We start from the raw sequence: 25,666 nt of genomic DNA, 5'->3' as shown, positions 1-25,666 counted from the left end.
GCGGTTCTCCTACCCGAGCGCGCTCGCGCTCAGTTCGGGCGTCGGGCGGCTGAACCCGCGCGTGAGCCAGAGCAGATAGGCGAATCCGGCGGCCAGCCAGCAGCCACCGATCGTCAGGGCGACCGAGCTGAGCTGCGTCATCAGGTACAGGGTGACGCACACGCCGAGCGCCGGCGCGACGACGTAGCCGAGCGCCTTCACGCCGTCCACGCCGCGGTTGCGGACGAAGAACACGACGACGCACACGTTGACGACGGTGAAGCCGAGGAACGCGCCGAAGTTGATGAACGAGGTCGCGGTCTCCAGCGAGATGTCGAGGCCGATCAGGCTGACCGCGCCGGTCAGGACGAGGCACGGCACCGGGGTCCCGGTACGGGCGTTCAGCGCGCCGAAGAACCGCTTCGGCAGCACCCCGTCGCGGCCCATGATGTACAGCAGCCGGCTGGAGCTGAGCTGGACCGCGAGCCCGGAGGCGAAGCCGCCGACGATCGCGGCCATGTTGGTCCAGTCGGCGAAGGTCTGGCCGCCGATCTCGACGGACATGGTGTACGCGACGATCTGCGGGTCGTCGAAGACCCCGCCGGGGTGGACCAGTTGCATCACGTACGCCACGGCCGCGAAGAGCAGGCCGCCGATCGCGATCACGAGCACGACGGCGCGCGGGATGGTCCGTCGGGCGTCCCTGGCCTCCTCGGAGAGGGTGGTCACCGCGTCGAAGCCGAGGTACGAGTACGCGGCGACGGCCGCCGCGGCAGAGATGCCGGCGAGACCGCTCTCCGCGTTCCAGAACGGCGCGGTGTACGACTGGGGCGGCCGGTCGGCGAGGTGGACGAGGCAGTACGCGACGAACAGCAGGACGAGGAAGACGGCGAGGCCGGTCAGCACCTTGTTGACGCGGTCGGTCAGGGTGAGGCCGATGATGTTGACCAGAGTCGTCAGCCCGGCGTTGATCAGCATCCAGGCCCAGACCGGGACGCCCGGGAACTGCGCGTTGAGGTAGAGCGACTGGACGAGCCAGGCGACCATCGGCAGGAACAGGTAGTCCAGGAGCACCGCCCAGCCGACGAGGAAGCCCACCCGGGAGCCGATCAGCTTCCGCGCGTACGAGTACGCCGAGCCGGACACCGGGAAGTGGCGGGCCATCTTCGCGTAGCTCAGCGCGGTCAGGAACATCGCGCCGGTGGCGACGAGGAAGGCGGTGGGCGCGGTGCCGGCGCTCACCTCGGCGATCACGCCGAAGATCACCATGACCAGGCTGGGCGCCATGTAGGCGAGACCGAAGGTCACCACCGAGGCGAGCGAGAGGCGCCCGGTGAGGCGGCCGGGCTCGGCGGCGGCAGCGGAGGTCCGTACGTGCTGCGTCTCCCTCATCTCGCTCATCGGGCCACGACCTCTCCGGCGGAGGCACCCATGGCCTGGGCCTGGGCTGGGGCCTGGGCTGGGGCCTGGGCCGCCGGTCGCAGGTCCTCCGGGGTCCACGGGGAGACCTGCGGGCGCCAGGACGCGGGGTCGATGCGGCCGTTGTAGAGCGGCAGTTCCAGCGGGGTGTCGTCGGCCGTGAAGTGGTCCCAGGGCCAGGAGTCGCCGCCCGTGCCGTACTTCCGCGCGGCCGCGACCCGGTCGAGGTCCACGACGGCGAGCAGGGTGGTCTCCTCCGTGCCGACGGCGGCGACCTGGACGTGCCCCTCGGGGTCGACGAGCAGGCTCCGGCCCTGCGCGGTCGGGGCCGCGCCGTTCACGCTGGCCACCCAGACCTGGTTGACGATCGCGTTGGCCGTGTTGACCGGGATCTCCTGGGCGCGGCCGGACGTCGAGGTCTGCACGAGGTTGACGATCAGCTCCGCGCCCATCCAGGCGAGATGCCGGGTGACCTCGGGGTACCAGGAGTCGTAGCAGATGGACAGGCCGATCCGGCCGGTCCCGGGCATGTCGAAGACGACGAACTCGCGGCCGACGCACATGGGCTCGTACGGGCGCCAGGTGAAGATCTTCCGGTACCGGGCGACGAGTTCCCCGTCCGGCCCGTAGACGACGGCGGTGTTGTAGACCTTGCCGTCCACGCCGCGCTCCAGGACCGTCCCGGGGATCAGCCAGATCCCCAGCTCGCGGGCGAGCGCGCCGAGGGCCTTGCCGCGCGGGCCGTCGAGGGGCTCCGCGTACGTCTCGTAGTACGCGTCGAGGGTCATCGTCTCCATGCCCTCGGAGCACAGGTGCAGCTCGGGGTAGACGACGAGCTCGGCCCGGTTGGGCGACTTCATGCGCAGCCGGAGGCCTTCGGCGAACTGCTCGAAGGACTCGGCGGGGGCCTGCACGAGGGCGAGGCGTATATGCCGGCTCATGGGATTCCTGACGACGGGGTGGCGACGGGGGCCACGGGTGACGACGGGGATGCGGGGGGGACCACGGCGGGGACGCGGCGGGAAGACGCGGGTGAACGGCGTGGTCCGACAGAGGGAACCCGATCCGAAACACTGTTGTCAACGGTGTTGGCAATTTCCTGGGAAACCCGTTGGTAGGGTCACGGGAGCCGCCCGAGCGAGGAGAGCCGAGAGCCATGGCGAAGAAGACCGCGACGACCGCGGCCGCGCAGCCGAGCCGCCGGGAGCGCAGGGAGCTGCGACAGGAGGCGGCGGTCAGCTCGGCGTTCCTGCTCGCCGAGCGGGAGGGCATGGCCGGGCTCTCGATGCGCCGGCTCGGCCAGGAGCTCGACGTCGACGTGACCGCCCTCTACCGGCTCTTCCGCGACAAGGACGAGCTGCTGCTCGCGGTGGCCGAGCGGACCATCCGGATGATCCTCGACGAGATCGGGGAGGGCCCGGAGGGCGAGTCCTGGCAGGACGCCCTGCGGCGGATCGCCGAGGGCACCTGGCTGATCCAGACCCGCTACCCGGCGATCACCGCGCTCACCTTCGCGCGCACCACCGGCGGCCCGGCCGAGCAGAAGATGGTGGAGCTGATCCTCTCCGCGTTCGCGCGCTCGGGGCTGCCGGCGGCCCTGGCCGTGCTCCACTACCGGACGTACGTGGACACCACGCTCGGCCTCTGCGCGCACTCCGCCGCGCTCGGCTCACTGGACCCCGAGGTGCGCGAGAAGGACGAGACGACCTGGACGCGCGTGTACGCCCGGCTGCCCGAGGCGGCCCATCCGGTCACCCGGACCTACATCGACGAGCTGAGCAGCGTCACGCCGAAGGCGATCTACGACAACGCGGTGGAGGCGGTGCTCGCCGCGGTCGAGCGGGCCGCGGCGAGCCAGGACGGCTAACGGTTACGTCAGCGACGCGGCGATCAGCAGGCCGAATCCGGCGGTGATCAGCAGCGTGCGGACGCGGTGGAGGGCGTTCCAGCGCGACTCGAAGGCGGCGCGGACGGCGGCCGGGTCGTCGCCCGGGCCGCCCTCCGAGGCCGCCAGCGCGTTGTTCAGCGGGATGTTGCCCGCGATCGTGACCAGGTGGTTGAGCACCACACAGGCCAGCCCGGCCACGATCAGCCACTTCTGGGTGTCCGAGCGCCCGTCGATCGGCACCAGGAGTGCCGCGACGGGGAAGGCCACGATGCCGAGGAAGACGACGAGGAACACGGGCTTCGGCACGTACTCGTTGATCCGCCGCATGGCGTGCACGAATTCCGTGTCCGTGAGCCGGCCCAGGGCGGGCATGATCCCGGTCCAGAAAATGAGCATGAAACCGGCGTAGAGCCCGGTGCATCCGACGGCGAGAGCGAGCAACAGGGTGGGCATGGCCCCATCATGACGCCCTGTCACCCGCTCCGCAGCGCATTACGCGAGGCCGGTGGCCCTCAGCCCTCCCTCTGGAGCCGGTCCGCCTGCACGATCGCGTCGGTCAGCTCCCGTACCGACTTCGATTCGGCCCGCTCCGCGAGCGCCCCGGCCTTCGTCGCCAGCTCCTTGTACCCGGGCGCGCCCGGCAGCGCTCCGCCGCGCAGCCGGTCGGCGAAGTACGCGGCGATCGCGGTCAGCTGGAGGCTGTCGTGCCCGCCGCCCCACACCGAGCCGGCCAGGACCCCGGTCTCGACCGAGCCGGTCTGCTCGTGCGGGGCCCGGTTCGCCGGGTCGAGCCAGCGGACGGTGGCGGTGGCGAGGTGGCCGGAGCGGCCGGCGCGGACCTTGACCGCGTACAGGGCGGTGACGGTGTGGCCGGCGCCGACCTCGCCGCCGTCCACCCGGTCGTTGCGGAAGTCGTCGTCGGCGACCTCGCGGTTCTCGTAGCCGATCAGCCGGAACTGCTCCACGGTCTGCGGGTCGAACGCGACCTGCGCCTTGGCGTCGCGGGCGCGCAGCTCGATGTGGGCGGGCAGCTGGTCGACGAAGACCTTGCGGGCCTGCTCGGAGGTGGAGACGTACGTGGTGTGCCCGTCGCCCTTGTCGGCGAGCTGCTCCATGAACGCGTCGCCGTACTCGCTGCCGACGCCGACGCCGAACAGGGTGATGCCGTACGCCCGGCGCTCCTCTTCGATCCGGCGCAGGATCGACTGCGCCTCGGTGTCACCGGTGTTGGCGAGGGCGTCGGAGAGCAGCACGACGCGGTTGGTCGCCCCCGCCCGCCGCCCCTTCACGGCGACGTCGTAGCCGGTGCGGACGCCCGCCTCGACGTTCGTGGACGAGGTGGTCTCCAGGCTGGAGACCTCGCGCCGGATGCGGTCCCGGTTGCCGCCCACGCGGGTCATCGGCAGCCGGGTCTCGGCCTCGTCGCTGAAGGTGACCAGGGCGATCGAGTCGTCGTCGCGGAGCTCGCCGGTCAGGACGCCGAGGGACTCCTTGACCAGGTCGAGACGGCCCGGCTCGGCCATCGAACCGGAGATGTCGACGACGAAGGTCAGCGCGGCCGGCGGGCGCGGGCCCTGCCGGTCGGTGGCGCGGGTCGCGAGCCCCACCCGGACCAGCGACCAGCCCTCCTGGGTGGTGCGGGCGCCGTCGACGGTCACGCTGAAGCCGTCGCCCTCGGGGCGCTTGTAGTCGGGACGGAAGCTGTTGACGAACTCCTCGGGCCGTACGGTCTCCGGCGCGGGCAGCCGCCCCTCGGAGAGCGAGCGGCGGGCGTAGCCGTACGAGGCGGTGTCCACGTCCAGCGCGAAGGTGGACAGGTAGTCGGGGGCGGGCGCGACGGAGCGCTGCTCGCCCTCGGGCGCCACGCCGCGGGAGGCGTCAGCGCCGGCCGTCGAGCCGTTGCCGCCGGTCGAACCGCCGCCGCCGACCGTTCCGTTCGGGCCGCTGAGCCCGGGCCGGTCGGCGTGCTTGGCCGCCGAGCCGCCGCGGCCCTCTCCGGCACAGCCGGTCAGCAGCATGCTTGCGGCGAGCAACCCGCCCGCGAACGCCCGCGCCCGCCTCTGTCGTCGATCCATGTCATCTCCCCCTCCGGGTCCGGCACTTGTGAATGTGACGTCCCGGACGGCCCGAAGGAGCAGACGAAGGAGTTGCGGATGGATCTCAATGCGGCAACGGCCCTCTCCCGTGGCAGGGACTCGCCATCACCCGACCTGGGTCTTGTCACCGTACGGAGTCACATGCGTACATGGAGTGGCGCACACCGATTTCTGCGGGGGGTGGTCACGGTGGCGGACATGGCGGTTTCCGTGCTCGGCCGAGAGACGTCCGCACGACGGACGACCGGCGCCTCGGCGCGGGATGGGACCGCGGCGCGGGACGGGACCGTGGTGGCGTCGCGGCCGTCCGGGCGGCCGGTGCGCGGGGTGCGGCAGGTCAGTGCCGCGCTGGCCGGTCTCGCCGCCTCCGCGCGGCACGAGTTGCTGACCTTCGACGATCCGGCCGCCTCCGCGGGCCGTGCGATCCCCGAGCCGTTCCTGGAGCTGGCAGGAGCGTGCATGCGGACCGCGGCGGAGCGGGCCGGATCGGTCCGGCGGATCGTGCCCCGGCACGCCCTGCCGCAGCTCGCCGGGACGCTCCGGGCGGCGGGCCGCGCCCGGCTCACGCAGTCGATCCCCTTCAAGATGATCGTCGTGGACCGCCGGGTCGCGGCGGTCCCGCTCGATCTCGAACTGCTCTACAACGGACTGCTGTTGATCCGCGACCCGGTCGTCGTCCAGGCCCTCGTCCGCGCCCACCACGCCTGCTGGGACGCCGGAGAGGAGCTGACCGGAGCCGTCGTCCCGCCACGCGAGCTGCCCCGGCAGCTGCGGCCGGTGCTGGAGGCGCTGCTCGCGGGGCAGACCGACGAGGCGGCCGCCGCCCGGCTCGGGATGTCGGGCCGGACGTACAGCCGGCGGGTCGGCGAGCTGATGAGCGCCCTCGGCACGACGAGCCGCTTCCGGGCGGGTGCGGAAGCGGCTCGTCGGGGGTGGTTGTGAACGGGGGGATCCCGGGCGCCGGAGCGCGTGGCGTCAGGACACGATGTCCTTGCGGGAGAAGCCCCGGAAGGCGAGCGCGAACAGGATCAGCGCGTACGTCACCGAGATCGCCGCCCCCTTCGCCATGCCGCTCCACTCCAGCTGCGGCTGGAGCGCGTCGGCCCAGGCGAACTGCCAGTGCGCCGGCAGGAAGTCGCGCCAGTCCCCCAGTGCGGTGACCGCGTCCAGGACGTTCCCGATGATGGTCAGCCCCACCGCGCCGCCGACCGCGCCCAGCGGTGCGTCGGTGCGGGTGGACAGCCAGAACGCGAGCCCGGCGGTGACCAGTTGGGAGACGAACACGAACGCGACGGCCAGCGCGAGCCGCGGCACGGTGTCCGCGGTCGCCAGCGCCCCGCCGGTGGGCAGCTTGAGCGGCCCCCAGCCGTAGGCGATCGAGCCGACCGCCAGGGCGACCAGCGGCAGCAGCACCATCGCCGCCGCACTGAACGCGAGCCCGACGGCCAGCTTCGACCGGAGCAGCCGGGCGCGCGGGACGGGCGCGGCCAGCAGATAGCGCAGCGAGGACCAGCTCGCCTCCGAGGCGACGGTGTCGCCGCAGAACAGCGCCACGGGGACCACCAGCAGGAACCCGGCCGAGACGAAGAGGCAGGTCGCGGCGAAGTTGGCGCCGGACGCGGTCGCCGTGTCCATCAAGGTGATCCGGTTGTTGCCCCGGCCGTCCGGGGTGCCGCCGATCCAGAAGGCGATCAGCAGCACGAACGGCAGGGCGGCCAGGATGCCGCCCATGACCAGCGTGCGGCGGCGCTTCAGCTGGCGCAGCGCCTCGACGCGCAGGGGCAGCGTGTGCCGGGCCCGGTAGCCGGGCGCGGTCGCGACGAGCGCGTCCTCCGCGCGCCCGTCCACGCGTTCGTTCTCCGCGAGTGCGGTCATGCGGATCCTCCTCCGATCAGGGTGAGGAACGCGTCCTCCAGCCGGCGGTGGGGGCCCACCCCGGTCAACGGCACGTCCAACCGGACGAGTTCGCCGATCAGGGCGGTGGCGTCGGCGCCGTCGAGCCGGACGAGGACGCCGCCCTCGGTCGGGGCCGCGGAACCGACGCCGGGCAGCGCGCCGATCTTCTCGACGAGCGGCTCGGAGAGCTCCCCGGCGACGGTCACGAGCAGGGTGTCGCCGGCGCCGGTGATCTCCTCGACCGGTCCTGCCTGCACCAGCCGGCCCCGGTCCATGACCACGAGGTGCGTGCAGGACTGCTCCACCTCCGACAGGAGGTGGCTGGAGACGATGACGGTCCGGCCCCCGGCCGCGTACCGGATCATCACGTCCCGCATCTCGCGGATCTGCGGCGGGTCGAGCCCGTTGGTCGGCTCGTCGAGGATGAGCAGGTCCGGCAGGCCGAGCATGGCCTGGGCGATGGCGAGGCGCTGCCGCATGCCCTGCGAGTAGGTGCGCACCGCGCGGGCGAGGGCGTCGCCGAGGCCGGCGATCGCCAGGGCCTCCTCGATGTGCGCGTCCTCGACGGGCCGCCCGGTGGCCTTCCAGTACAGGTCGAGGTTGTCCCGGCCGGAGAGGTGCGGCAGGAAGCCCGCGCCCTCGACGAACGCGCCGACCCGGGAGAGGACGGGCGCGCCGGGCCGGATCGCCTGTCCGAAGACCCGGATCTCGCCGTCGTCCGGGGTGATCAGGCCCATCAGCATCCGCAGGGTGGTGGTCTTCCCGGCCCCGTTGGGGCCGAGCAGGCCGAGCACCTGGCCCTGCTCGACACGGAAGGAGAGGTCCCGTACCGCATACCGGTCGGTGGCCCCGGCGTACTTCTTCGTCAGGCCGGTGATCTGCAGCGGCACGGCGGCCAGTGCGGGGTCCGGAGCGGGTGCGGTGGTGCGGCGGCGTGCGGTGAGCAGCAGGACGGCCGCGATCAGCGCGCCGGCCGCGGGCAGCCCCCACACCCACCAGGGCAGCCCGGCCGCCTGGGTCCGTACGGCCGGTGCGGTGGGCACGGTGAGCGCGCCCTGCGGGGTCACCGTGTACGTGGCGGGGGCGGCGGGCGAGGCGTAGCCGAGGTCGGTGGCGGCGAGCACGAGCCGCAGCCGGTGCCCGGCCTCGACCTCGTGGTCGACGGCGGGCAGCGTGAGGTCGACGGTCCGGCCCTCCTCGGCGCCCTCGATCCTGACGGGGGACACGAGTTGGGCGGGCAGGACCTGCTGCCGGCCGTCCGGCCCGACGTCGTACACCTTGCCGAACAGGACGGCCTCGCCGCTGTCGGAGGCGACCTTCACGCGGACGGTGGGCGAGCCGGTGATGCGCAGGGGCGCGGTCAGCGGTGCGGAGTCGAAGGCGGCGAACTGGCCGGGGAAGTCCATGGAGAGTCCGACGCCGAGCGAGGAGAACGAGGCGAGCGAGCCGCCGACGCCGGGGACGGCGGAGATGGCGGGCGGGTTGGCGCCGGCCGGGTTGGCGAACGTCCGGGGCCGGTCGGCGAGTGCGACGGCGCGGGCGCCGGCGGACAGGCCAGGGTACCGGTCGGCGGTCGCGCCGCGGAGCAGGGCCTGCCCGTCGGTGGAGTCGACACCGCCGGCCCGGCTGACGCGGAAGGCGGGACCGGTGTCGGCGTTCTTGTCACCCTTGAGGTGGCGGTCGAACCAGGCGCCGATGCGGGCCTCGACGCGGTCCGCCTCGCGGTCGCCGCCGTCGTGTCCGCCGGCGATCCAGTCGACCGCGACGGGGGCGCCGTTGGCGGCGATCGCCTCGGCCATGGCGTCGGCGTGGGAGAGCGGGAACAGCGAGTCGGTCTGGCCCTGCACGATGAGCGCGGGCACCTTGATGCGGTCGCCGACGGCCGAGGGGCTGCGGGCCTCCAGGAGCGCGCGGGCGGCGGCGTCGGGCTTCCCGGCGACGGCGACGCGCTGGTACAGGGCGCAGAGTTCGTCGGTGAACCGCCCGCAGGCGGAGGCGGGCGGACCGGCGGACGGTCCGGCGGCGGAGGAGGGGCCCGCGCCGACCGACCCCACGGACCCGGTCGAGAAGAAGATCCCCGCCCAGAGCTTCTTGAAGACGCCTTCCGGGAACAGCGCGTCGGCGAGGTTCCAGTAGGTGATCGCCGGGGCGATGGCGTCGACACGGGTGTCGTACCCGGCGGCCAGCAGCGAGATCGCGCCGCCGTACGACGCGCCGGTGACGCCGACGCGCGGGTCGCCGTCCTTGTCGAGCCGGACCTCGGGCCGCTCGGCCAGCCAGTCGATCAGCCGCCGGACGTCCTCGACCTCGTGCGCGGGGTCGTTGAGCCCGATCCGCCCGGTGGAGCTGCCGAAGCCGCGGGCGGACCAGGTGAGCACGGCGTACCCGTCCCGGGCCAGCTTCTCGGCCTGGGCGCGCACGTCGTCCTTGCTGCCGCCGAAGCCGTGCCCGAGGAGCACGGCGGGCCGTCGGCCGTCTCCCCCGGCGGTGAAGTACGAGGTGTCGATCCGCGCCCCGGGCAGGTCGAGGACCTGGTCGGCGCGGCGCACGGGCGGCGGTTGGTCCGAGGCGACGGCGACCCACGTCCCGCCGCCCGCGAGCACGGCGAGGACGGCGACGACCGCGGCCCACCGGGGAAGTCGGAGCTTCATGCCGAAAACCCTACGGGCAGCCCCGGCCCGTAGGAGCGCCCGTCAGGCGGAGCCGGGCGGCCTCCTTGAGGCGTACGGGGAGGTTCCGCGTACGCCAGGCGCGGTATGTGTACGTCACGTGTGACCCTCTTGTGCCGCACATGACAACAAGAGACTCTGTGGCACCCCCCGATCGGACAACGAAAGGTCAGGTGCCCTGCATGCGTGCTGCCACCTCCCGGTTCCGTCGTCTCGGAACGCTCATACCCGTCGTCGCGCTCACCGCCGGACTGCAGTTCGCCGCCTCCCCCACGGCGCAGAGCGCGACCGTCGGAGACCTGCGGCTCGCGCCCGAGTCCCTGGCCGTCGAGAACAGCTGGATCGTCGTCCTGAAGGACGGCTCCACGCACGCGGCCGACCTCGGTGTGACGCCGAAGCACGAGTACCGCTCGGTGCTGAAGGGCTTCTCGGCGACCATGTCGCGGGCGCGGGCCGCGGCGCTGTCCGCCGACCCGCGGGTGGCGTACGTCGAGCAGAACGCGACGGTGCGGATGTCCGGGACGCAGCCGAACCCGACGTGGGGGCTGGACCGGATCGACCAGCGGAACCTGCCGCTGTCGTCCTCGTACACGTACGACACGACGGCGTCGAACGTGACCGCGTACATCATCGACACCGGGATCCGCACCTCGCACGGCGAGTTCGGCGGCCGGGCGTCGGTCGGCACGGACACCGTGGGCGACGGGCAGAACGGGCAGGACTGCCAGGGCCACGGCACGCACGTCGCGGGCACGGTCGGCGGCGCGACGTACGGCGTCGCCAAGGGTGTGCAGCTGGTGGCCGTCCGGGTCCTGGGCTGCGACGGGTCCGGCACGAACGCGGGCGTCATCGCGGGCGTCGACTGGGTGACCGCGCACGCCCGGAAGCCGGCGGTGGCCAACATGAGCCTGGGCGGCGGGGCGAACGCCTCGCTCGACGCCGCGGTGAAGCGGTCGATCGCCTCGGGCGTGACGTACGCGATCGCGGCGGGCAACGGCCTCCCGCTGCTCGGCCTGCCCGCGAACGCGTGCAACTACTCCCCGGCGCGCGTGCCGGAGGCGATCACGGTCGGGGCGACGGACAACACGGACCGCCGCGCGTCGTTCTCCAACTACGGCACCTGTGTGGACCTGTTCGCGCCGGGCGTGAACATCACCTCGGCCTGGAAGGACAACGACGCGGCGACGAACACCATCTCCGGCACGTCCATGGCCACCCCCCACACGACAGGCGCGGCGGCCCTCTACCTCGCCGCCCACCCCACGGCCACCCCGGCGCAGGTCAGCACCGCGATGACTGGCAGCGCCACCCCCGACAAGGTCCAGAACCCCCTCACCGGCTCGCCGAACAAGCTCCTGTACTCCCGCTTCTAGCCGGCGAGACGCCCGAGGAGCCCGGCACCCCCCGGATACTCCCGCTCCTCGGGCAACAGCCGCCGCGCACCGTCCAGGTCCCCGCCCCGGACCAGCGCGTGCACCTCGTGCGCGAGCGGCGTGACGTCGCGGATGCCGACGATCCACTCGTCCGCGTAGAGCCGCGCGGCCTCCCCGGACAGCCCGAGCTGGAGGGCGCGGTGCGGCAGCCCGGCCAGGTGCAGGTCCCGCTCGGGGTCCCACTGCACCCGGGCCGGCGCCCGGCGCAGCTCCCGCTGCCAGGAGGCCCGGTCCGGGTGGAGGCCCCGGACGTAGTGCGACAGGCAGGCGTTGCGGAGCGCCCAGGCGAAGCCCTCCCGGGTGATCTCGACGGCGAGGACGGTCTCCTGACCTTCCTTCAGGCCCCAGCCGCAGCGGTACATCATCCACAGGAAGCTGGGCTTGATCCACGTCATGCGGTCCCGCTTCCACGCGGCCGGGAAGCGGCCGTCGCGGGCGGCCGGGGGGCCGATGGCCGGGCCGTACGCCTGGTAGACGGTGATCGTCGTGTCGGTGTACGTGGCGCGGATCTGGTGCTGGGGCGGAACGGACATGGCCCCCAGGGTGCGTCGACGCGCACCCCGGGGGCCACTGGTTTTGCGGGGCTGCCGCTACGGGACGTTCGGGGTCGTCTCGCAGGTCTGGGTGGCGCTGTCGGAGCCGGCCTCGCCGTCGCAGACGTCCGGTCCGTCGGCGCCGCCGTCGAGGTCGTCGTCGCCGGGGCCGGCGCGGAGGGTGTCGGCGCCCGCGTCGCCGCGGAGGTCGTCGCGGCCGCCGGCCGAGCCGACGGTGGCCGAGATGTCGTAGTTCGTGTTGTCGCCGAAGACGACGTCGTTTCCGCCTCCGCCCTCGATCCGGTCGTCGCTCGCCGAGCTGAGGTTGGCGTCGACTACGGAGCTCTCGCCGACCAGGATCTCGGCGCCGGTGCCGCCGATGATGTGGTCGCGGCCGGAGCCGGTGGCGTAACCGCCCTGCGCGCTGCGGATGTTGTGGTCGCCGATCTGCAGTCCGCCGTCGGCGCCGCCGTTCAGGGTGTCGTCGCCGCCGTTGCCGCTCGCGTTCCCGGTGGCGTCGCTGTCGCCGATCAGGAAGTCGGTGAGGCCGTCGCCGCCGAGCAGCAGGTCGTCGCCCGCGCCGTCGGCGTCGCCGGCGAGGCCGCGGGAGTCGCCGACCATGTCGTCGTTCGCGCCTCCCCCGTCGAGCTGGTCGCGCCCGCCGCCGGAGGCGCGCGCGCCCATGCTGTCGCCGATCACGACGTCGGCGTCGTCGCCGCCGTACAGGCGGTCGTTGCCGCCGCCGGTGGCAACGGCCGTCGCGCCGGCCGAGAAGCTGTCGCCGACCAGGATGTCGGGCCCGGCGCCGCCGTACAGCTGGTCGTTCCCGGCGCCCGACACGTTGCCGCTGGGGCTGTACGCGTCGCCGACCAGCCGGTCGCTCTCGGTGCCGCCCTCGATCTGGTCGTTGCCGGCGCCGCCGGAGACGGTGTCCCCGCCGCCCAGAGCGCAGATCCGGTCGTTGCCGCCGAGTCCGTTGATGAAGTCGACGCCGGACGTCCCGACGATCACGTCCGCGCCGCTCGTCCCGTCGGTGGTCTCGCCCGGCGTCGTGATGACGATCGTGGCCGGGCGGCCGAGGCAGGTCGGCGCCGCCGCGCCCGCCTCGGCCGCGCCGAGGCCGAGGACGCCTCCGAGTACCAGCGCTCCGGCGCATCCGCTCGCGGCGATGCGACGCAGCCGCGTCCTGGCTCCGGTTCCCTGACGACTGCTCGTCATCCTTGGTCCTTTCGGTCGGCTCGGTCGTCGTCCGTGCTGACCGATGCCCCGCCGAAATGCGCCCGGTAACGACGCGGACGCGCAGTGCAACCGGATGGCGGCGCGAAACGGCCCGTACGGATCCTCCGATCCGTACGGGCCGTTCGTGCCGTGCCTGCCGTGCGTCAGTGGTTGCGCGGGAAGCCCAGGTCCACGCCGGCCGGGGCCTCGGACGGGTCGGGCCAGCGGGTGGTGACGACCTTGCCGCGGGTGTAGAAGTGCACGCCGTCGTTGCCGTAGATGTGGTGGTCGCCGAAGAGCGAGTCCTTCCAGCCACCGAAGGAGTGGTAGCCCACCGGCACCGGGATCGGCACGTTCACGCCGACCATGCCCGCCTCGACCTCCATCTGGAAGCGGCGCGCGGCGCCGCCGTCGCGGGTGAAGATCGCGGTGCCGTTGCCGAACGGCGAGCCGTTGATGAGGGCGAGGCCCTCCTCGTACGTGTCGGCGCGCAGCACGCACAGCACCGGGCCGAAGATCTCGTCGCGGTACGCGTCGGAGTCCGTGGAGACCTTGTCGAGCAGGGACAGGCCGATCCAGTGGCCGTCCTCGTAGCCCTCGACGGTGTAGCCGGTGCCGTCGAGCACGACCTCGGCGCCCTGGGCCGCCGCGCCGGTCACGTACGAGGCGACCTTGTCGCGGTGGACCTTGGTGATGAGCGGACCCATCTCGGAGGTCGGGTCGTCGCCGGGGCCGATCTTGATCTTCTCGGCGCGCTCGCGGATCTTCTCGACCAGCTCGTCGCCGATGGAGCCGACCGCGACGACCGCGGAGATCGCCATGCAGCGCTCGCCAGCGGAGCCGTACGCCGCGGAGACCGCCGCGTCGGCGGCCGCGTCGAGGTCCGCGTCCGGCAGCACCAGCATGTGGTTCTTCGCGCCGCCGAGCGCCTGGACGCGCTTGCCGTTGGCGGAGGCGGTGGTGTGGATGTAGCGGGCGATCGGGGTGGAGCCGACGAAGGAGATCGCGGAGACGTCCGGGTGCTCCAGGAGCCGGTCGACGGCAACCTTGTCGCCGTGCAGGACGTTGAACACGCCGTCCGGCAGGCCCGCCTCGGCGAGCAGCTCGGCGATCTTGAGGGACGCCGACGGGTCCTTCTCGCTCGGCTTGAGGACGAAGGTGTTGCCGCAGGCGATGGCCAGCGGGAACATCCACATCGGCACCATGGCCGGGAAGTTGAACGGCGTGATGCCGGCGACGACGCCGACCGGCTGGCGGATCGCGGCGACGTCGACCCGGTTGGAGACCTGGGTGGACAGCTCGCCCTTGAGCTGGACGGTGATGCCGCAGGCCAGGTCGACGATCTCCAGGCCGCGGGCGACCTCGCCGAGCGCGTCGGAGTGCACCTTGCCGTGCTCGGCGACGATCAGCTCCGCGATGGCGTCACGGTTCGCGTCGAGCAGCGCCCGGAACTTGAACAGGACGGTGGTGCGCTGGGCCAGCGAGGACTGCCCCCAGGTCTGGAACGCGTCCTTCGCGGCGGCGACCGCGGCGTCGACCTCGTCGACCGAGGCGAGGGCCACCTGGGTGGTGACGGCGCCGGCGGCCGGGTCGGTGACCGGGCCCCAGTTGCCCGACGTGCCTTCGACGGTCTTGCCACCGATCCAGTGGTGGACGGACTTCGTCATGACATTGCTCCTTCACAGATGGCGGCGTCGGGCTGTGACGTGCCGGTCGTACTGCTCTCGCGCCTTGACCGCCGACGGGCGGGTCGCGGTCTCGGCCACGGGCACATCCCACCACGCCTCGGCCGGGGGCGGGCCCGACACAGTGTCGGGCGTTTCGGTCTCGACGTAGACACATGTGGGAACGGTCGCGGCACGGGCGTCGGCGAGCGCTTCTCGCAGGTCACCAATGGTGCGGGCGCGCAGCACCCGCATGCCGAGGGAGGCCGCGTTGGCGGCCAGGTCGACCGGGAGCGGCGGTCCGGTGTACGTCCGGTCGGCGACCCGGTAGCGGTAGGCGGTGCCGTACCGCTCGGCGCCGACGGACTCGGAGAGCGAGCCGATCGAGGCGTAGCCGTGGTTCTGCAGGACGACCACCTTGATCGGGACGTCCTCCTGCACGGCGGTGACGATTTCGGTCGGGTTCATCAGGTACGTCCCGTCGCCGACGAGCGCCCAGACGGGCCGGCCGGGGGCCGCGAGGGCGACACCGATGGCCGCGGGGATCTCGTAGCCCATGCAGGAGTACCCGTACTCGACGTGGTACTGGTCGGCGGACCGGGCCCGCCAGAGCTTGTGCAGGTCGCCGGGGAGCGAGCCGGCCGCGTTGATCAGGATGTCGTCCTCGGTGACCAGAGTGTCGAGGACGCCGAGGACCTGGGCCTGGGTGGGCCGGGCGTCCTCCCGGCCGGTGTACGCGGCGCTGACCCGGGCCTCCCAGCGTTCCCGTCCGGCGCGGTACTCGTGCTCGTAGGCCGGCGCGACACCGAAGCCGTCGAGCGCCGCGCGCAGCTCCTCCAGGCCGGCGCGGGCGTCGGCGACGAGCGGCAGTGCGGCGAGCTTGTGGGCGTCGAAGCCGGTGATGTTGAGGTTGACGAAGCGGACGCCGGGGTTCTCGAAGAGGGTGCCGGAGGCGGTGGTGAAGTCGGTGAGGCGGGTGCCGACGCCGACGACCAGGTCGGCGGTGCGGGCGAGGTGGTCGGCGACGGCGGTGCCGGTGTGGCCGATGCCGCCGACGTCGGACGGGTGGCCGTGCGGCAGTGCGCCCTTGCCGGCCTGGGTGGCGGCGACGGGGATGCCGGTGGCGGCGGCAAGGACGCGCAGCGCGGTCTCGGCGCCGCTGTGCTTCACCCCGCCGCCGGCGACGATCAGCGGCCGCGCGGCGTCGCGGATCGCGTGCACCGCGGCGGAGAGTCCGGCCGCGTCGGGCCTCGGGCGGCGGACCGGCCAGACCCGGTCGGCGAAGAACGCGACGGGCCAGTCGTACGCCTCGGCCTGCACGTCCTGCGGCAGGGCGAGGGTCACCGCTCCGGTCTCCGCGGGGTCGGTGAGGGTCCGTACCGCGGCGAGCGCGGCGGGGATCAGTGCCTCGGGGCGGGTGATCCGGTCGAAGTACTTCGAGACGGGCCGCAGGCAGTCGTTGACGGACAGGTCGCCCGCCCAGGGGACTTCGAGCTGTTGCAGCACGGGGTCGGCGGGGCGGGTGGCGAAGGTGTCGCCGGGCAGCAGCAGCACGGGGAGCCGGTTGACGGTGGCGAGGGCGGCGCCGGTGACCAGGTTGGTCGCGCCGGGCCCGATGGAGGTGGTGACCGCCTGGGCGGAGAGCCGGTTCGACTGGCGCGCCCAGCCGACGGCCGCGTGCACCATGGCCTGCTCGTTGCGGCCCTGGAGGTACGGCATGTCGTCGGCGTACTCGACGAGCGCCTGCCCGATCCCGGCGACGTTCCCGTGGCCGAAGATGCCCCAGGTGGCGCCGATCAGCCGCTGCCGGACGCCGTCGCGCTCGGTGTACTGGCAGGCCAGGAAGCGCACCAGGGCCTGCGCGACGGTCAGCCGCTCCGTGCTCATCGGTAGCCCTCCGTGTGGTCGGGGTGGAAGCGGATCCGCCACTCCCGTTCGGCGCCCGGGCCCGCCATCACGTTCAGGTAGTACATGGCGTGGCCGGGCTGGGCGACGGACGGGCCGTGCCAGCCTTCGGGGACGAGGACGACGTCACCCGTGCGGACCTCGGCGAGGAGGTCGGCGCCGCCGGGGCGGGACGGGGAGATCCGCTGGTAGCCGAGGCCCTCGCCGGCGATCTCGTAGTAGTAGATCTCCTCCAGCTCGGACTCCTCGCCGGGGACGTGCTCGTCGTGCTTGTGCGGCGGGTACGAGGACCAGTTGCCGCCGGGTGTGACCACCTCGACGGCGATCAGCCGGTCGCAGGCGAACGCGCCGGCGGCGGCGAAGCCCCGGACCTCGCGGGCCTGGACACCGCTGCCGCGGGCCTCGACGGGAACCTCCGGCGCGGGGCCGTAGCGGGCGGGGAGTCGTCGCTCGCACTTCGCTCCTGCCAGGGCGAAGCGGCCTCCCGCGCCGGAGGTGATCAGCGCGCGGGCGTCCCTCGGCACGTACGCGAAGTCGGTGACTCCGTCGAACACGCTTGTGCGGCCCCGCAGTTGGAAGATCTCACCGTTCACGCGAACGGTACAGCCGCCGGCGAGCGGAAGCACGGTCCATTCGAAGTCCCCGGCGGCGAGGGTCAGCTCCTCGCCGGGCGCGAGGTCGGCGACCCGGAGCGCGGAGTACGTCCAGCCGGCCCGTTCGGGGTCGACGCGCAGGGAGTACGGGGGCTCGGCGGTGCTCCCGGCGGGCAGATGGAGATCGGAGCCGGTCTTGTCCATGTTCCTTCCGTACCCTTCGGGAGTCCGTCTCAGCGCCGGCGCCTCGGCGACCGGCCTCTCAGCGCCCGGCCAGGAGTCCGGCGGCGGTGTCCACGGCGGCGGCCACGTCGTCGTCGGGCGGGTAGAGCAGCGAGCGGCCGACGACCAGGCCGCGGACGGTGGGCAGGCGCAGCGCGCCGCGCCACTTCTCGTACGCCGCGTCCTGGTCGGGGCCGACGTCGCCGCCGAGGAGCACCGCGGGCAGCGTGGACGTCTCCATGACGCGGGCCATGTCGTCGGGGTTCTCGGTGACGGGAACCTTGAGCCAGGTGTACGCGGAGGTGCCGGCGAGCCCGGAGGCGACGGCCAGGGACGTGGTGACGGCCTCGGCGGACAGGTCGTTCCGGAGCCGGCCGTCGGGGCCGCGTCGGCAGACGAAGGGCTCGACGAAGACGGGCAGCCGGAGCGCGGCCATGGCGTCGACGGTGCGGGCCGCGGTGTGCAGGGTGTCGAGGGAGCCGGGGTCGTCGTAGTCGATGCGGAGCAGCAGCTTGCCGGCGTCGAAGCCGAGGCGGGCGAGGTCCTCGGGGCGGTGGCCGGTGAACCGGTCGTCGAGTTCGAATGCGGCGCCGGCGAGGCCGCCGCGGTTCATGGAGCCGACGGCCAGCCGGTCCTCCAGGGCGCCGAGCAGGAGCAGGTCGTCGAGGATGTCGGCGGAGGCGAGGACGCCGTCGACGCCGGCCCGGGACAGCGCGAGCCGGAGCCGTTCGAGCAGGTCGAGGCGGCCCGCCATGGCGAGCGGGCGGTCGCCGACGGCGAGTGCGCCGCGGGCCGGGTGATCGGCGGCGATGATCAGCAGCCGGCCGCTCGGGCCGAGCAGCGGGCGGCGCCGGCGGCGCGCGGCGGCCTCGGCCACGGCCTCGGGATGCCGGGCCCGGACCTGGACGAGCTCGTCCAGGTCGATGGGGGTGGGGGCGGGAGTGGTCACGGGCGCCCTCCCGGGGGTCGCCGGGCTTCCTCGGCGCGGACCGTGCCGTCGGCGAGGGCCTGCTCGATCTCCTCGTCGTACGGCATGGCCGAGGAGCAGGCGAGGCGGGCGGCGACGAGGGCGCCGGCGGCGTTGGCGTACCGCAGGGTGTGCTCCAGCGGCCGTCCGGCAAGGAGTCCGTGGCAGAGCGCCCCGCCGAAGGCGTCGCCCGCGCCGAGCCCGTTGACCACGTCGACGGCGACGGGGGGCACGTCGGCGCTCTCGCCGTCGGCGGTGACCGCGAGGACGCCCTTGGGTCCCTGTTTGACGACGGCGAGCCGGACCCCGGTGGCGAGCAGCGCGTGGGCGGCGGCGTGCGGCTCGCGCTCACCGGTCGCGATCTCGCACTCGTCGAGGTTGCCGACGGCGACGGTGGCGTGGCCGAGGGCCTCGCGGTAGCGCCGGCGGACCTCGGCCGGGTCGGGGTCGTCCCAGAGCATTGGCCGCCAGTCGAGGTCGAAGACGGTGTGCCGCCCGTCCGTCGCGGTGCGGGCGCGGGAACGCAGGGCCTCCAGGGTGGCGGTTCGGCTGGGTTCGGCGCTGAGGCCGGTGCCGGTCATCCAGAAGACCCGGGCCGCGCCGATGGCGGCGAGGTCGAGTTCCTCCGGGCGGATCTCCAGGTCGGGGGCCTTGGGGCGGCGGTAGAAGTAGAGCGGGAAGTCGTCGGGCGGGAAGATCTCGCAGAAGGTGACCGGGGTGGGGAGCCCGTCGACCGGGGTGACCCAGCGGTCGTCGACGCCGAACGCGCGCAGCTCGCGGTGCAGGTACGCGCCGAACGGGTCGGCGCCGGTACGGGTGACGACGGCGGTGCGGCGGCCGAGGCGGGCGGCGGCGACGGCCACGTTGGTGGCGGATCCGCCGAGGAACTTGCCGAAGGTCTCCACGTCGGCGAGCGGCACCCCGGCCTGGAGCGGGTACAGGTCCACCCCGATGCGCCCCATGGTGATCACGTCGTACGGGTCCTGCCGCTGCATGCACGCCGCCTCTCGTGTGGCCTGGCACCAGATCTAGTCCCCGCTCCGGAAGCGTGTCAACATTTTGTCCTTACATTCGGACGAACTCTTGACCCCTTCCCCGCCCGCGACCAAGCTGAGCCGCATGACACCGACGTCCCCGCAGTCGTCCCTGTCCCGGATCCGGATCGGCTCCGCCCCCGACTCGTGGGGCGTGTGGTTCCCCGACGATCCCCGCCAAGTGCCCTGGCAGCGTTTCCTCGACGAGGTCGCACGGGCCGGGTACGGGTGGATCGAACTCGGCCCGTACGGCTATCTGCCCACCGACCCGGCGCGGCTCACCGAGGAGACCGAACGGCGCGGGCTGCGGGTCTCGGCCGGCACGGTCTTCACCGGGCTGCATCACGGGCCCGCCGTCTGGGAGCGGACCTGGGCGCACGTCGCCGACAACGCGGTACTGGCCCGGGCCGTGGGCGCCGAGCATCTCGTCGTCATCCCGTCGTTCTGGCGGGACGACAAGACCGGCGAGGTCCTGGAGGACCGCACCCTCACGGCGGAGCAGTGGCACCATCTGACCTCGCTGACCGAGCGTCTGGGCCAGGAGGTCCAGGACCGGTTCGGGCTGCGGATCGTGGTCCATCCGCACGCGGACACCCACATCGACACCGAGGAGAACGTGGCCCGGTTCCTCGACGCCACCGATCCGGAGCTGGTGGCGCTCTGCCTGGACACCGGGCACTACGCGTACTGCGGCGGCGACAGCGTCAAGCTGATCGAGACCTACGGCGAGCGGATCGGCTACCTCCATCTCAAGCAGGTGGACCCGGAGATCCTGGCCCGGGTGGTCGCCGAGGAGCTGCCGTTCGGGCCGGCCGTGGCCCGGGGCGTGATGTGCGAGCCGCCGGCCGGGGTGCCGGCGCTGGAGCCGGTGCTCGCGGCGGCGCAGGCGCTCGGGGTGGAGCTGTTCGCCATCGTCGAGCAGGACATGTATCCCTGCCCGCCGGACAAGCCCTATCCGATCGCCGAGCGCACCCGCCGTTTCCTGCGCTCCTGCGGCGCCTGACCGGGCGCCGCTTTTGTCTCGCCTGTCCCTCCTTCGTCACGCGTGTCTCCGTTACGCGGGCTTTCCGTCACAGCTGTTCGACAAGCCCTCTCCCTCCGTAGGGGGGACTCGTTCACCGGGCACAGGCTCAGTGATCACCAGCGCTCGCGCCCCAGCTCCCCCGACGGCACCCCCCGGCCGCAGCTGCGGCGCACGCAGGGAGGTGCCACGCATGGACAGAAGACTCTGGTCGTACAAGGACATCGCCGCGCACATCAAGGTGCAGCCGGACACCGTCCGCTCCTACCGGAAGCACGGTCTGCTCCCGCCGCCCGACCAGGTGGAGAACGGAAAGCCCTACTGGTACGCGGACACCATCCACACCTGGGTGTCCAACCGCCCCGGCAACCGCTCCCGCAGGCCCTGACGCCCGCCCCCGCCCCGAGGGGGCCGGTCAGCTCCCCACCGGCTCCTTCTCCCGGTCACGCTCGGGCTCCGCCGCGCCGGATATCGGCTCGCCGCCCTCGCTGATGCCGAACCGGTCGTGGAACCGGCGCAGCGGGCCGGGGGCCCACCAGGTCAGCCGGCCGGTCAGCTTCATCACGGACGGGACCAGCAGGCTGCGGACGACCATCGCGTCCATGAGGACGGCCAGCGCGACCCCGAGGCCGAGCATCTTGGTGTTGGTCACCCGGGAGGTGCCGATGGCCACCATCACCACGGCGAGGATCACCGCGGCGGCCGTGATCAGCCCGCCGGTACGGCTCAGCCCGAACCGCACGGAGTGCTCGTGGTCCCCTGTCGCGTCGTACTCCTCCTTTATCCGGGAGAGCAGGAAGACGTCGTAGTCCATGGAGAGCCCGAAGGCGACGCAGAACATGAGCACCGGCAGGGTCGTCTCGATGTCCCCGGTCGGGGTGAAGCCGAGCAGCCCGGACAGGTGCCCCTCCTGGAACACCCACACCATCGCGCCGAACATCGCGGTCAGACTGAGCGCGTTGAGCAGCACGGCCTGGAGCGGGATGAGCACGCTGCCGGTGAGCAGGAAGACCAGCAGCAAGGTGACGACGGCGATGATCCCCAGCGCCCAGGGCAGCCGCTCGCCGATGGCGTGCTTGGAGTCGGTGAGCACGGCGCCGATGCCGCTGACCGAGGTGTCGAACGGGGCGGGTTCGGCGCGCAGTTCGCCGACCAGGGACTGGGCACGCGGTCCGACGCCCTCGCCCTCCGGCAGCACGGTGAAGTACGCGTGCTGCCCCTGGACCACCGGTCCGTCCACCCGCACCGTGCCGGGCAGCGCGTCGATCCGCGTGCGGTAGTCGGCGTACTGCGCGGGCGTGGCCCGGCCCTCGGCGAGCACGGTGAGCACGCCGCCGGGGCTGCCGGGGAAGTCGTCCCGCAGGGTGTCCTGGACGACCCGGGACTCGGAGGTGGTGGGCAGCTGCCGGTCGTCGGCGGTGCCGAACGACACGTTCAGGAAGGGCAGTCCGAGCAGGACCAGGCCGACGACGGTGGCCACGGCGAACACCGGGGCCCGGCGCATCACCAGCGCCGCCGCCCGCGCCCACCCCGCGCCGGACTCCCGCCCGGCATCGGCCTCGCCGGCGCCGCGCCGGCGCCGGAACAGCCGCCGCAGGTCCAGCGCGTTCACCCGGTCGCCGAGCAGCACCAGGGCGGCGGGCAGCAGGATCAGCGCGGCGGCTGCCGCCAGCAGCACCACGGCGATGCCCGCGTAGGCGAAGGAACGCAGGAAGTACTGGGGGAAGACCATCATCGCGGCGAGCGAGACCGCGACCGTCAGGGCGGAGAACAGGACCGTCCGCCCCGCCGTGCGCAGGGTGGTCGCCACCGCCGTCCGCGTGTCGGCCCCGCCGGCCAGCTCCTCCCGGAACCGGCGGACGACGAACAGGGCGTAGTCGATCGCGAGTCCGAGCCCGAGCGCGGTGGTGAGGTTCATGGCGAACACGGACACGTCGGTGAACTCGGTGATCCCGCGCAGGACCGCGTTGGTCCCGATGATGGCGACGATGCCGATGCCCAACGGCAGCAGGGCCGCGACGGCGCTGCCGAAGACCATGACCAGCAGCACCAGCGTGACCGGCAGCGCGATCAGCTCGGCGCGCAGCAGGTCCTCCTGGATGGTCGTCTGCATCTCGTGCCGCACGGCGACCGGCCCGCCGACGGACACCTCCACCGGCCCGTGCGTGCCCCGGAACTCGGGGGCGATCCGCTCCAGGGTCTCGCCGGCGGCCTTCTCGTCGCCCTCGATCCGGGCGGCGACGACGCCCTGGCGCCCGTCCGCCGAGCGCAGCGCCGGCGCCTTGGTGCCCCAGTACGAGCCGACGCCGGAGACGCCCGGTTCGGCGTCGAGCCGCTCGGCGAGCCGCGTCGCCTCGGCGGCGACCGCCGGAGCGTCGACGCCGGCCTTGCCGCCGTCTATCAGCAGGATCAGGTTGGACTGGGAGGCCGGGAACTCGCGCTCCAGGACCTCGGTGGCGTACGTGGACTCCGCGTCCGGGTCCTCCCAGCCGCCGCTGCCCATCCGGTCGGCCACCCCGCTCCCCGCGAGGACCGCCAGGGCGGTGATCACCAGGGCCAGCAGCAGCGTGAGGCGCGGCCTCGCGGTGGTGAACCGCGTCCACCCGCCGCCCCGTACGGGTGGTGAATTCTTGACTTCGGCCATGACGCGGTGTCCCCTTCACCGAGACCCGACCACCCGCTTCCGGGCAGGTGGCAAGGGTCGTCCATTGCCATAGACTGGCAAACACGAGACATCGCTCGCGTTTTTCAAGAATGCGAGCGACCACTCGTGTTTGTCAAACGCGTCACGAAAGCTGGGGACGGACATGTCCGAGGAACCCGCGCCGCGCCGCCGCCAGGCCCGTGGCGAGCGCCGCATCACGCAGCTGCTCCAGGCCGCCGCGAGCGTCTTCTGCCGCACCGGGTATTCGGCCGCCAGCACCAACGCCATCGCTCGCGAGGCCCAGGTCTCCCCGGGCACGCTCTACCAGTACTTCCCGAACAAGGAGGCGATCGCCGTCGAGCTCGGCGGGCGCCTGCTCCAGCAGATGCGCGAGACGCACGGGCTGGCCTTCGACGCGGCGAACCTGGACCTCCCGCTGCCCGAGCTGGTGGACGCGGTGCTCGAACCCGTCATCGATTTCAACTGCCGGAACCCGGCCTTTCTGGCGCTGATGCACGGCAGCGGCGACATCCCCGGCCGGATCGCCGAGGAGCACGACGCCGTGCACGCGTCGATGCTCGGCCGGATCGCCGACGTCATCGGGAAGTTCGTCCCCTCGCTCCCCGCCGACGACCGCGGCCGGGTCGCCGACATGACCCTCGGGATCGTCAAGGCCGGGCTCGACCTGGTGCTCGCCGCCCCCGAGGGCCCCGCGCGGGAGGCGACCGTCGCCGAGCTGAAGAAGGCCGTGGTCCGCTACCTCGCTCCGCTCCTGGAGCCGGACCCGGACGCCCCGGCGCGCCTCACCACGACTCCGAGCTCGTGACCCGCTCGCCGGACCGCGCCTTCTCCCCGGCGCGCGTCCGGCACTTGAGCGCGAGGACCGGAAAGAGCAGCACGGACACCATCCCCGCGCCGACCAGAGCCGCCGCCTCGCCCGCCTCCAGCGTCCCGGCGTCCACGCCCATCGTGGTGATCGCGACGACCAACGGCAGCGCCGTGGAGCCGTACAGGACCAGCGAGGCGCGGCTGCGCGGCGCGAGGTCGCGCGGGGCGAGGAGCCAGATCGGCCCGCCGCGCACGACCAGGAACAGCACGAGGAAGACAGGCAGGAGCAGCAGCGTACGGCCGCCGGCCAGCAGCGAGTCGAGGTCGAACTCGATGCCGGTGACGACGAAGAACAGCGGCACCAGGAAGCCGAACCCGACCGCCTCCACCTTCTCCAGGATCGCCGGCCCCTCCTCAGGCGCGGCGCCGGTCAGCAGCAGCCGGGTGACCAGACCGGCCGCGAACGCGCCGAGCAGGACGTCGAGTCCGAGCACCTCCGCGGCCCCCAGCATCAGCGCGAGCAGCAGGAACACGAACCGGACCGCGAACTGCCCGCTGGTGTGCAGGGTCGTCACGACGACCGTGGAGAACCAGGGGCGGCGGGGCCGCAGCGCCCAGTAGACCGCGCCCGCCGTCAGCGCCGCGAACACCGCGAGCAGCGCGGTCGACTCGCCGGGCCGGCGCCCGCTCAGGAGCAGCGCCATCGCGATGATCGGCCCGAACTCGCCCACCGAGCCGAACGCCATCACCACCGACCCGAAGCGGCCCTGCAGCTCGCCGGCGTCCCGCAGCACCGGCATCACGGTGCCGAGCGCCGTGCTGGTCAGGGCCACGCCGATGTACACGCCCTTCGTGTAGCCGCCGGCCAGCAGCACGCCGAGCCCGAGGCCGGCCGCCAGCGCGATCAGCCAGGCCCAGACCGAGCGCCGGAGGGTGTCGCCGCGCACCTTGCCGAACTCGATCTCGTACCCGGCCAGGAAGATCAGCATCGCGAGCCCGAGCTCGGAGAGCGCGTCGATCAGCTCGTCCGTCTCCGCCCAGCCGAGGACGTCGGGGCCGACGAGGATGCCGAGCAGGATCTCGAAGATGACCAGCGGGACCGGGAGTCTGCGTCCCGCCGCGTAGGCCAGCAGGGGCGCCAGAACGGCGATGGACATGATGAGAATCAAGGTCCCCGAGTACGACATATCGGGTATCTACCATGGCCGTGACGGGAATCGGTCCGCGGCGCGACTTGGATTCATACCCCCCAGGGGTATACAGTGTGGTTCCGTACCCGGGCACCACACCGCACCGCCCCGAAGAGGAGAACGCCATGACCGCCGAGACGAAGACCGAGCTCCCCCAGGCCACCGGCTCCTGCTGCTCGTCCACCGGTTCCTGCCACGACGGCGCGGCCGACGCGCAGGCCGGCGGCGTCACCACGGTCTACGAGGTCAAGGGCATGACCTGCGGGCACTGCGAGGGCGCGGTGAGCAGCGAGATCGCCGAGATCGCCGGCGTCACCTCGGTCAAGGCCGTGGCGTCCACCGGCCAGGTCACCGTGGTCTCCGAGGCCCCGCTCGACGAGGCCGCCGTCGCCGCCGCCGTGGACGAGGCCGGCTACGAGCTGGTCGGCCGGGCCTGAGCCCCGGCAGGCCGAGGCCGGGCCTGCGCC

Annotated in this window: 22 protein-coding genes; 7 read left to right on the top strand and 15 right to left on the bottom strand. The window is 73.0% G+C overall.

The annotated features are described in order from the left end of the window. Positions 1–9: 9 nt before the first annotated feature. On the bottom strand, positions 10–1,380 hold the full coding sequence (locus R2D22_RS24090) for an APC family permease (RefSeq protein ID WP_318106743.1): 1,371 nt from the start codon (positions 1,378–1,380) through the stop codon (positions 10–12). Further along, positions 1,377–2,339 (bottom strand): carbon-nitrogen hydrolase family protein, encoded by a 963-nt coding sequence (locus tag R2D22_RS24085; RefSeq protein ID WP_318106742.1) that lies wholly within the window; start codon positions 2,337–2,339, stop codon positions 1,377–1,379. The genes R2D22_RS24090 and R2D22_RS24085 overlap by 4 nt, the downstream gene beginning before the upstream one ends. 215 nt (positions 2,340–2,554) lie before the next feature. Between R2D22_RS24085 and R2D22_RS24080 the strand changes: the two genes are divergently transcribed. Beyond that, entirely contained in the window at positions 2,555–3,265 is a 711-nt protein-coding gene (locus tag R2D22_RS24080; protein WP_318106741.1) for a TetR/AcrR family transcriptional regulator, read from the top strand. Between the two features lie 3 nt (positions 3,266–3,268). On the opposite strand, the gene R2D22_RS24075 is transcribed toward R2D22_RS24080, so the two are convergent. Both R2D22_RS24075 and R2D22_RS24070 read right to left on the bottom strand, forming a co-directional pair. Then, positions 3,269–3,739, bottom strand: a complete 471-nt coding sequence (locus R2D22_RS24075) for an anthrone oxygenase family protein (protein WP_318106740.1) — start codon at positions 3,737–3,739, stop codon at positions 3,269–3,271. Between the two features lie 59 nt (positions 3,740–3,798). Then, on the bottom strand, positions 3,799–5,361 hold the full coding sequence (locus tag R2D22_RS24070) for a vWA domain-containing protein (RefSeq protein ID WP_318106739.1): 1,563 nt from the start codon (positions 5,359–5,361) through the stop codon (positions 3,799–3,801). Positions 5,362–5,580: 219 nt separating this feature from the next. On the opposite strand from R2D22_RS24070, the gene R2D22_RS24065 reads away from it, so the two are divergent. Further along, complete coding sequence (locus tag R2D22_RS24065) at positions 5,581–6,324, top strand: helix-turn-helix transcriptional regulator (protein ID WP_318106738.1); 744 nt, start codon at positions 5,581–5,583, stop codon at positions 6,322–6,324. A gap of 33 nt (positions 6,325–6,357) precedes the next feature. On the opposite strand, the gene R2D22_RS24060 is transcribed toward R2D22_RS24065, so the two are convergent. Beyond that, on the bottom strand, positions 6,358–7,257 hold the full coding sequence (locus tag R2D22_RS24060; RefSeq protein ID WP_318106737.1) for an ABC transporter permease: 900 nt from the start codon (positions 7,255–7,257) through the stop codon (positions 6,358–6,360). Continuing rightward, positions 7,254–9,929 (bottom strand): alpha/beta fold hydrolase, encoded by a 2,676-nt coding sequence (locus R2D22_RS24055; RefSeq protein ID WP_318106736.1) that lies wholly within the window; start codon positions 9,927–9,929, stop codon positions 7,254–7,256. Before R2D22_RS24055 ends, R2D22_RS24060 begins: the two co-directional genes overlap by 4 nt. A 200-nt stretch (positions 9,930–10,129) precedes the next feature. Here R2D22_RS24055 and R2D22_RS24050 point away from each other — a divergent pair, with 200 nt between their 5' ends. Further along, on the top strand, positions 10,130–11,320 hold the full coding sequence (locus R2D22_RS24050) for a S8 family peptidase (RefSeq protein ID WP_318106735.1): 1,191 nt from the start codon (positions 10,130–10,132) through the stop codon (positions 11,318–11,320). On the opposite strand, the gene R2D22_RS24045 is transcribed toward R2D22_RS24050, so the two are convergent. The 7 genes from R2D22_RS24045 to iolC all read right to left on the bottom strand — a co-directional run bounded on the left by R2D22_RS24045 (position 11,317) and on the right by iolC (position 19,477). Continuing rightward, positions 11,317–11,913, bottom strand: coding sequence for a DUF4291 domain-containing protein (locus tag R2D22_RS24045; protein ID WP_318106734.1), 597 nt, complete (start codon positions 11,911–11,913; stop codon positions 11,317–11,319). The genes R2D22_RS24050 and R2D22_RS24045 overlap by 4 nt on opposite strands. 57 nt (positions 11,914–11,970) lie before the next feature. After that, positions 11,971–13,131, bottom strand: a complete 1,161-nt coding sequence (locus R2D22_RS24040) for a calcium-binding protein (RefSeq protein ID WP_318106733.1) — start codon at positions 13,129–13,131, stop codon at positions 11,971–11,973. A 164-nt stretch (positions 13,132–13,295) separates the two neighbouring features. Further along, positions 13,296–14,798 carry a CoA-acylating methylmalonate-semialdehyde dehydrogenase gene (gene mmsA / locus R2D22_RS24035; protein WP_318106732.1) on the bottom strand — a complete coding sequence of 501 codons (1,503 nt, stop codon included), beginning with the start codon at positions 14,796–14,798 and terminating at the stop codon, positions 13,296–13,298. A 12-nt stretch (positions 14,799–14,810) separates the two neighbouring features. After that, on the bottom strand, positions 14,811–16,682 hold the full coding sequence (gene iolD, locus R2D22_RS24030; protein ID WP_318106731.1) for a 3D-(3,5/4)-trihydroxycyclohexane-1,2-dione acylhydrolase (decyclizing): 1,872 nt from the start codon (positions 16,680–16,682) through the stop codon (positions 14,811–14,813). After that, positions 16,679–17,497, bottom strand: a complete 819-nt coding sequence (gene iolB, locus R2D22_RS24025; RefSeq protein WP_318106730.1) for a 5-deoxy-glucuronate isomerase — start codon at positions 17,495–17,497, stop codon at positions 16,679–16,681. Before iolB ends, iolD begins: the two co-directional genes overlap by 4 nt. A gap of 58 nt (positions 17,498–17,555) precedes the next feature. Continuing rightward, positions 17,556–18,464, bottom strand: a complete 909-nt coding sequence (locus R2D22_RS24020) for a Cgl0159 family (beta/alpha)8-fold protein (protein ID WP_318106729.1) — start codon at positions 18,462–18,464, stop codon at positions 17,556–17,558. Continuing rightward, positions 18,461–19,477 (bottom strand): 5-dehydro-2-deoxygluconokinase, encoded by a 1,017-nt coding sequence (iolC, locus tag R2D22_RS24015; RefSeq protein ID WP_318106728.1) that lies wholly within the window; start codon positions 19,475–19,477, stop codon positions 18,461–18,463. The genes R2D22_RS24020 and iolC overlap by 4 nt, the downstream gene beginning before the upstream one ends. A 124-nt stretch (positions 19,478–19,601) precedes the next feature. On the opposite strand from iolC, the gene R2D22_RS24010 reads away from it, so the two are divergent. Both R2D22_RS24010 and R2D22_RS24005 read left to right on the top strand, forming a co-directional pair. Then, positions 19,602–20,519: a sugar phosphate isomerase/epimerase family protein gene (locus R2D22_RS24010; protein ID WP_318106727.1), complete on the top strand. Its 918-nt coding sequence runs from the start codon at positions 19,602–19,604 to the stop codon at positions 20,517–20,519. 211 nt (positions 20,520–20,730) lie between these two features. Continuing rightward, positions 20,731–20,925: a helix-turn-helix transcriptional regulator gene (locus R2D22_RS24005; RefSeq protein ID WP_318106726.1), complete on the top strand. Its 195-nt coding sequence runs from the start codon at positions 20,731–20,733 to the stop codon at positions 20,923–20,925. Between the two features lie 27 nt (positions 20,926–20,952). On the opposite strand, the gene R2D22_RS24000 is transcribed toward R2D22_RS24005, so the two are convergent. After that, on the bottom strand, positions 20,953–23,181 hold the full coding sequence (locus R2D22_RS24000; protein ID WP_318106725.1) for an MMPL family transporter: 2,229 nt from the start codon (positions 23,179–23,181) through the stop codon (positions 20,953–20,955). Between the two features lie 163 nt (positions 23,182–23,344). On the opposite strand from R2D22_RS24000, the gene R2D22_RS23995 reads away from it, so the two are divergent. After that, complete coding sequence (locus tag R2D22_RS23995) at positions 23,345–24,007, top strand: TetR/AcrR family transcriptional regulator (protein ID WP_318106724.1); 663 nt, start codon at positions 23,345–23,347, stop codon at positions 24,005–24,007. On the opposite strand, the gene R2D22_RS23990 is transcribed toward R2D22_RS23995, so the two are convergent. After that, the gene (locus R2D22_RS23990) at positions 23,985–25,196 is read right to left on the bottom strand and encodes a cation:proton antiporter (RefSeq protein WP_318106723.1); all 1,212 of its coding nucleotides are present in this window, start codon (positions 25,194–25,196) and stop codon (positions 23,985–23,987) included. The genes R2D22_RS23995 and R2D22_RS23990 overlap by 23 nt on opposite strands. A 128-nt stretch (positions 25,197–25,324) precedes the next feature. Here R2D22_RS23990 and R2D22_RS23985 point away from each other — a divergent pair, with 128 nt between their 5' ends. Further along, positions 25,325–25,636: a cation transporter gene (locus R2D22_RS23985; protein ID WP_318106722.1), complete on the top strand. Its 312-nt coding sequence runs from the start codon at positions 25,325–25,327 to the stop codon at positions 25,634–25,636. Positions 25,637–25,666 lie beyond the last annotated feature (30 nt).

Source organism: Streptomyces sp. HUAS YS2 (genome assembly GCF_033343995.1).
Lineage (GTDB): Bacteria > Actinomycetota > Actinomycetes > Streptomycetales > Streptomycetaceae > Streptomyces > Streptomyces solicathayae.
The sequence above is the reverse complement of the archived record's forward strand: the minus strand, read 5'-3'. Positions and strand labels throughout refer to the sequence as shown.

Bases quoted from the DNA above. Each gene is read 5' to 3' on its own strand.
- iolB (WP_318106730.1), bottom strand. From the start codon at position 17,497: ATGGACAAGACCGGCTCCGATCTCCATCTGCCCGCCGGGAGCACCGCC.
- R2D22_RS24060 (WP_318106737.1), bottom strand. From the start codon at position 7,257: ATGACCGCACTCGCGGAGAACGAACGCGTGGACGGGCGCGCGGAGGAC.
- R2D22_RS24010 (WP_318106727.1), top strand. From the start codon at position 19,602: ATGACACCGACGTCCCCGCAGTCGTCCCTGTCCCGGATCCGGATCGGC.
- R2D22_RS24000 (WP_318106725.1), bottom strand. From the start codon at position 23,181: ATGGCCGAAGTCAAGAATTCACCACCCGTACGGGGCGGCGGGTGGACG.
- R2D22_RS24055 (WP_318106736.1), bottom strand. From the start codon at position 9,929: ATGAAGCTCCGACTTCCCCGGTGGGCCGCGGTCGTCGCCGTCCTCGCC.
- R2D22_RS24040 (WP_318106733.1), bottom strand. From the start codon at position 13,131: ATGACGAGCAGTCGTCAGGGAACCGGAGCCAGGACGCGGCTGCGTCGC.
- R2D22_RS24050 (WP_318106735.1), top strand. From the start codon at position 10,130: ATGCGTGCTGCCACCTCCCGGTTCCGTCGTCTCGGAACGCTCATACCC.
- R2D22_RS24085 (WP_318106742.1), bottom strand. From the start codon at position 2,339: ATGAGCCGGCATATACGCCTCGCCCTCGTGCAGGCCCCCGCCGAGTCC.
- mmsA (WP_318106732.1), bottom strand. From the start codon at position 14,798: ATGACGAAGTCCGTCCACCACTGGATCGGTGGCAAGACCGTCGAAGGC.
- R2D22_RS24090 (WP_318106743.1), bottom strand. From the start codon at position 1,380: ATGAGCGAGATGAGGGAGACGCAGCACGTACGGACCTCCGCTGCCGCC.
- R2D22_RS24080 (WP_318106741.1), top strand. From the start codon at position 2,555: ATGGCGAAGAAGACCGCGACGACCGCGGCCGCGCAGCCGAGCCGCCGG.
- R2D22_RS24070 (WP_318106739.1), bottom strand. From the start codon at position 5,361: ATGGATCGACGACAGAGGCGGGCGCGGGCGTTCGCGGGCGGGTTGCTC.
- R2D22_RS24065 (WP_318106738.1), top strand. From the start codon at position 5,581: ATGGCGGTTTCCGTGCTCGGCCGAGAGACGTCCGCACGACGGACGACC.
- R2D22_RS24045 (WP_318106734.1), bottom strand. From the start codon at position 11,913: ATGTCCGTTCCGCCCCAGCACCAGATCCGCGCCACGTACACCGACACG.
- R2D22_RS24005 (WP_318106726.1), top strand. From the start codon at position 20,731: ATGGACAGAAGACTCTGGTCGTACAAGGACATCGCCGCGCACATCAAG.
- R2D22_RS23985 (WP_318106722.1), top strand. From the start codon at position 25,325: ATGACCGCCGAGACGAAGACCGAGCTCCCCCAGGCCACCGGCTCCTGC.
- R2D22_RS23990 (WP_318106723.1), bottom strand. From the start codon at position 25,196: ATGTCGTACTCGGGGACCTTGATTCTCATCATGTCCATCGCCGTTCTG.
- iolC (WP_318106728.1), bottom strand. From the start codon at position 19,477: ATGCAGCGGCAGGACCCGTACGACGTGATCACCATGGGGCGCATCGGG.
- R2D22_RS23995 (WP_318106724.1), top strand. From the start codon at position 23,345: ATGTCCGAGGAACCCGCGCCGCGCCGCCGCCAGGCCCGTGGCGAGCGC.
- iolD (WP_318106731.1), bottom strand. From the start codon at position 16,682: ATGAGCACGGAGCGGCTGACCGTCGCGCAGGCCCTGGTGCGCTTCCTG.
- R2D22_RS24075 (WP_318106740.1), bottom strand. From the start codon at position 3,739: ATGCCCACCCTGTTGCTCGCTCTCGCCGTCGGATGCACCGGGCTCTAC.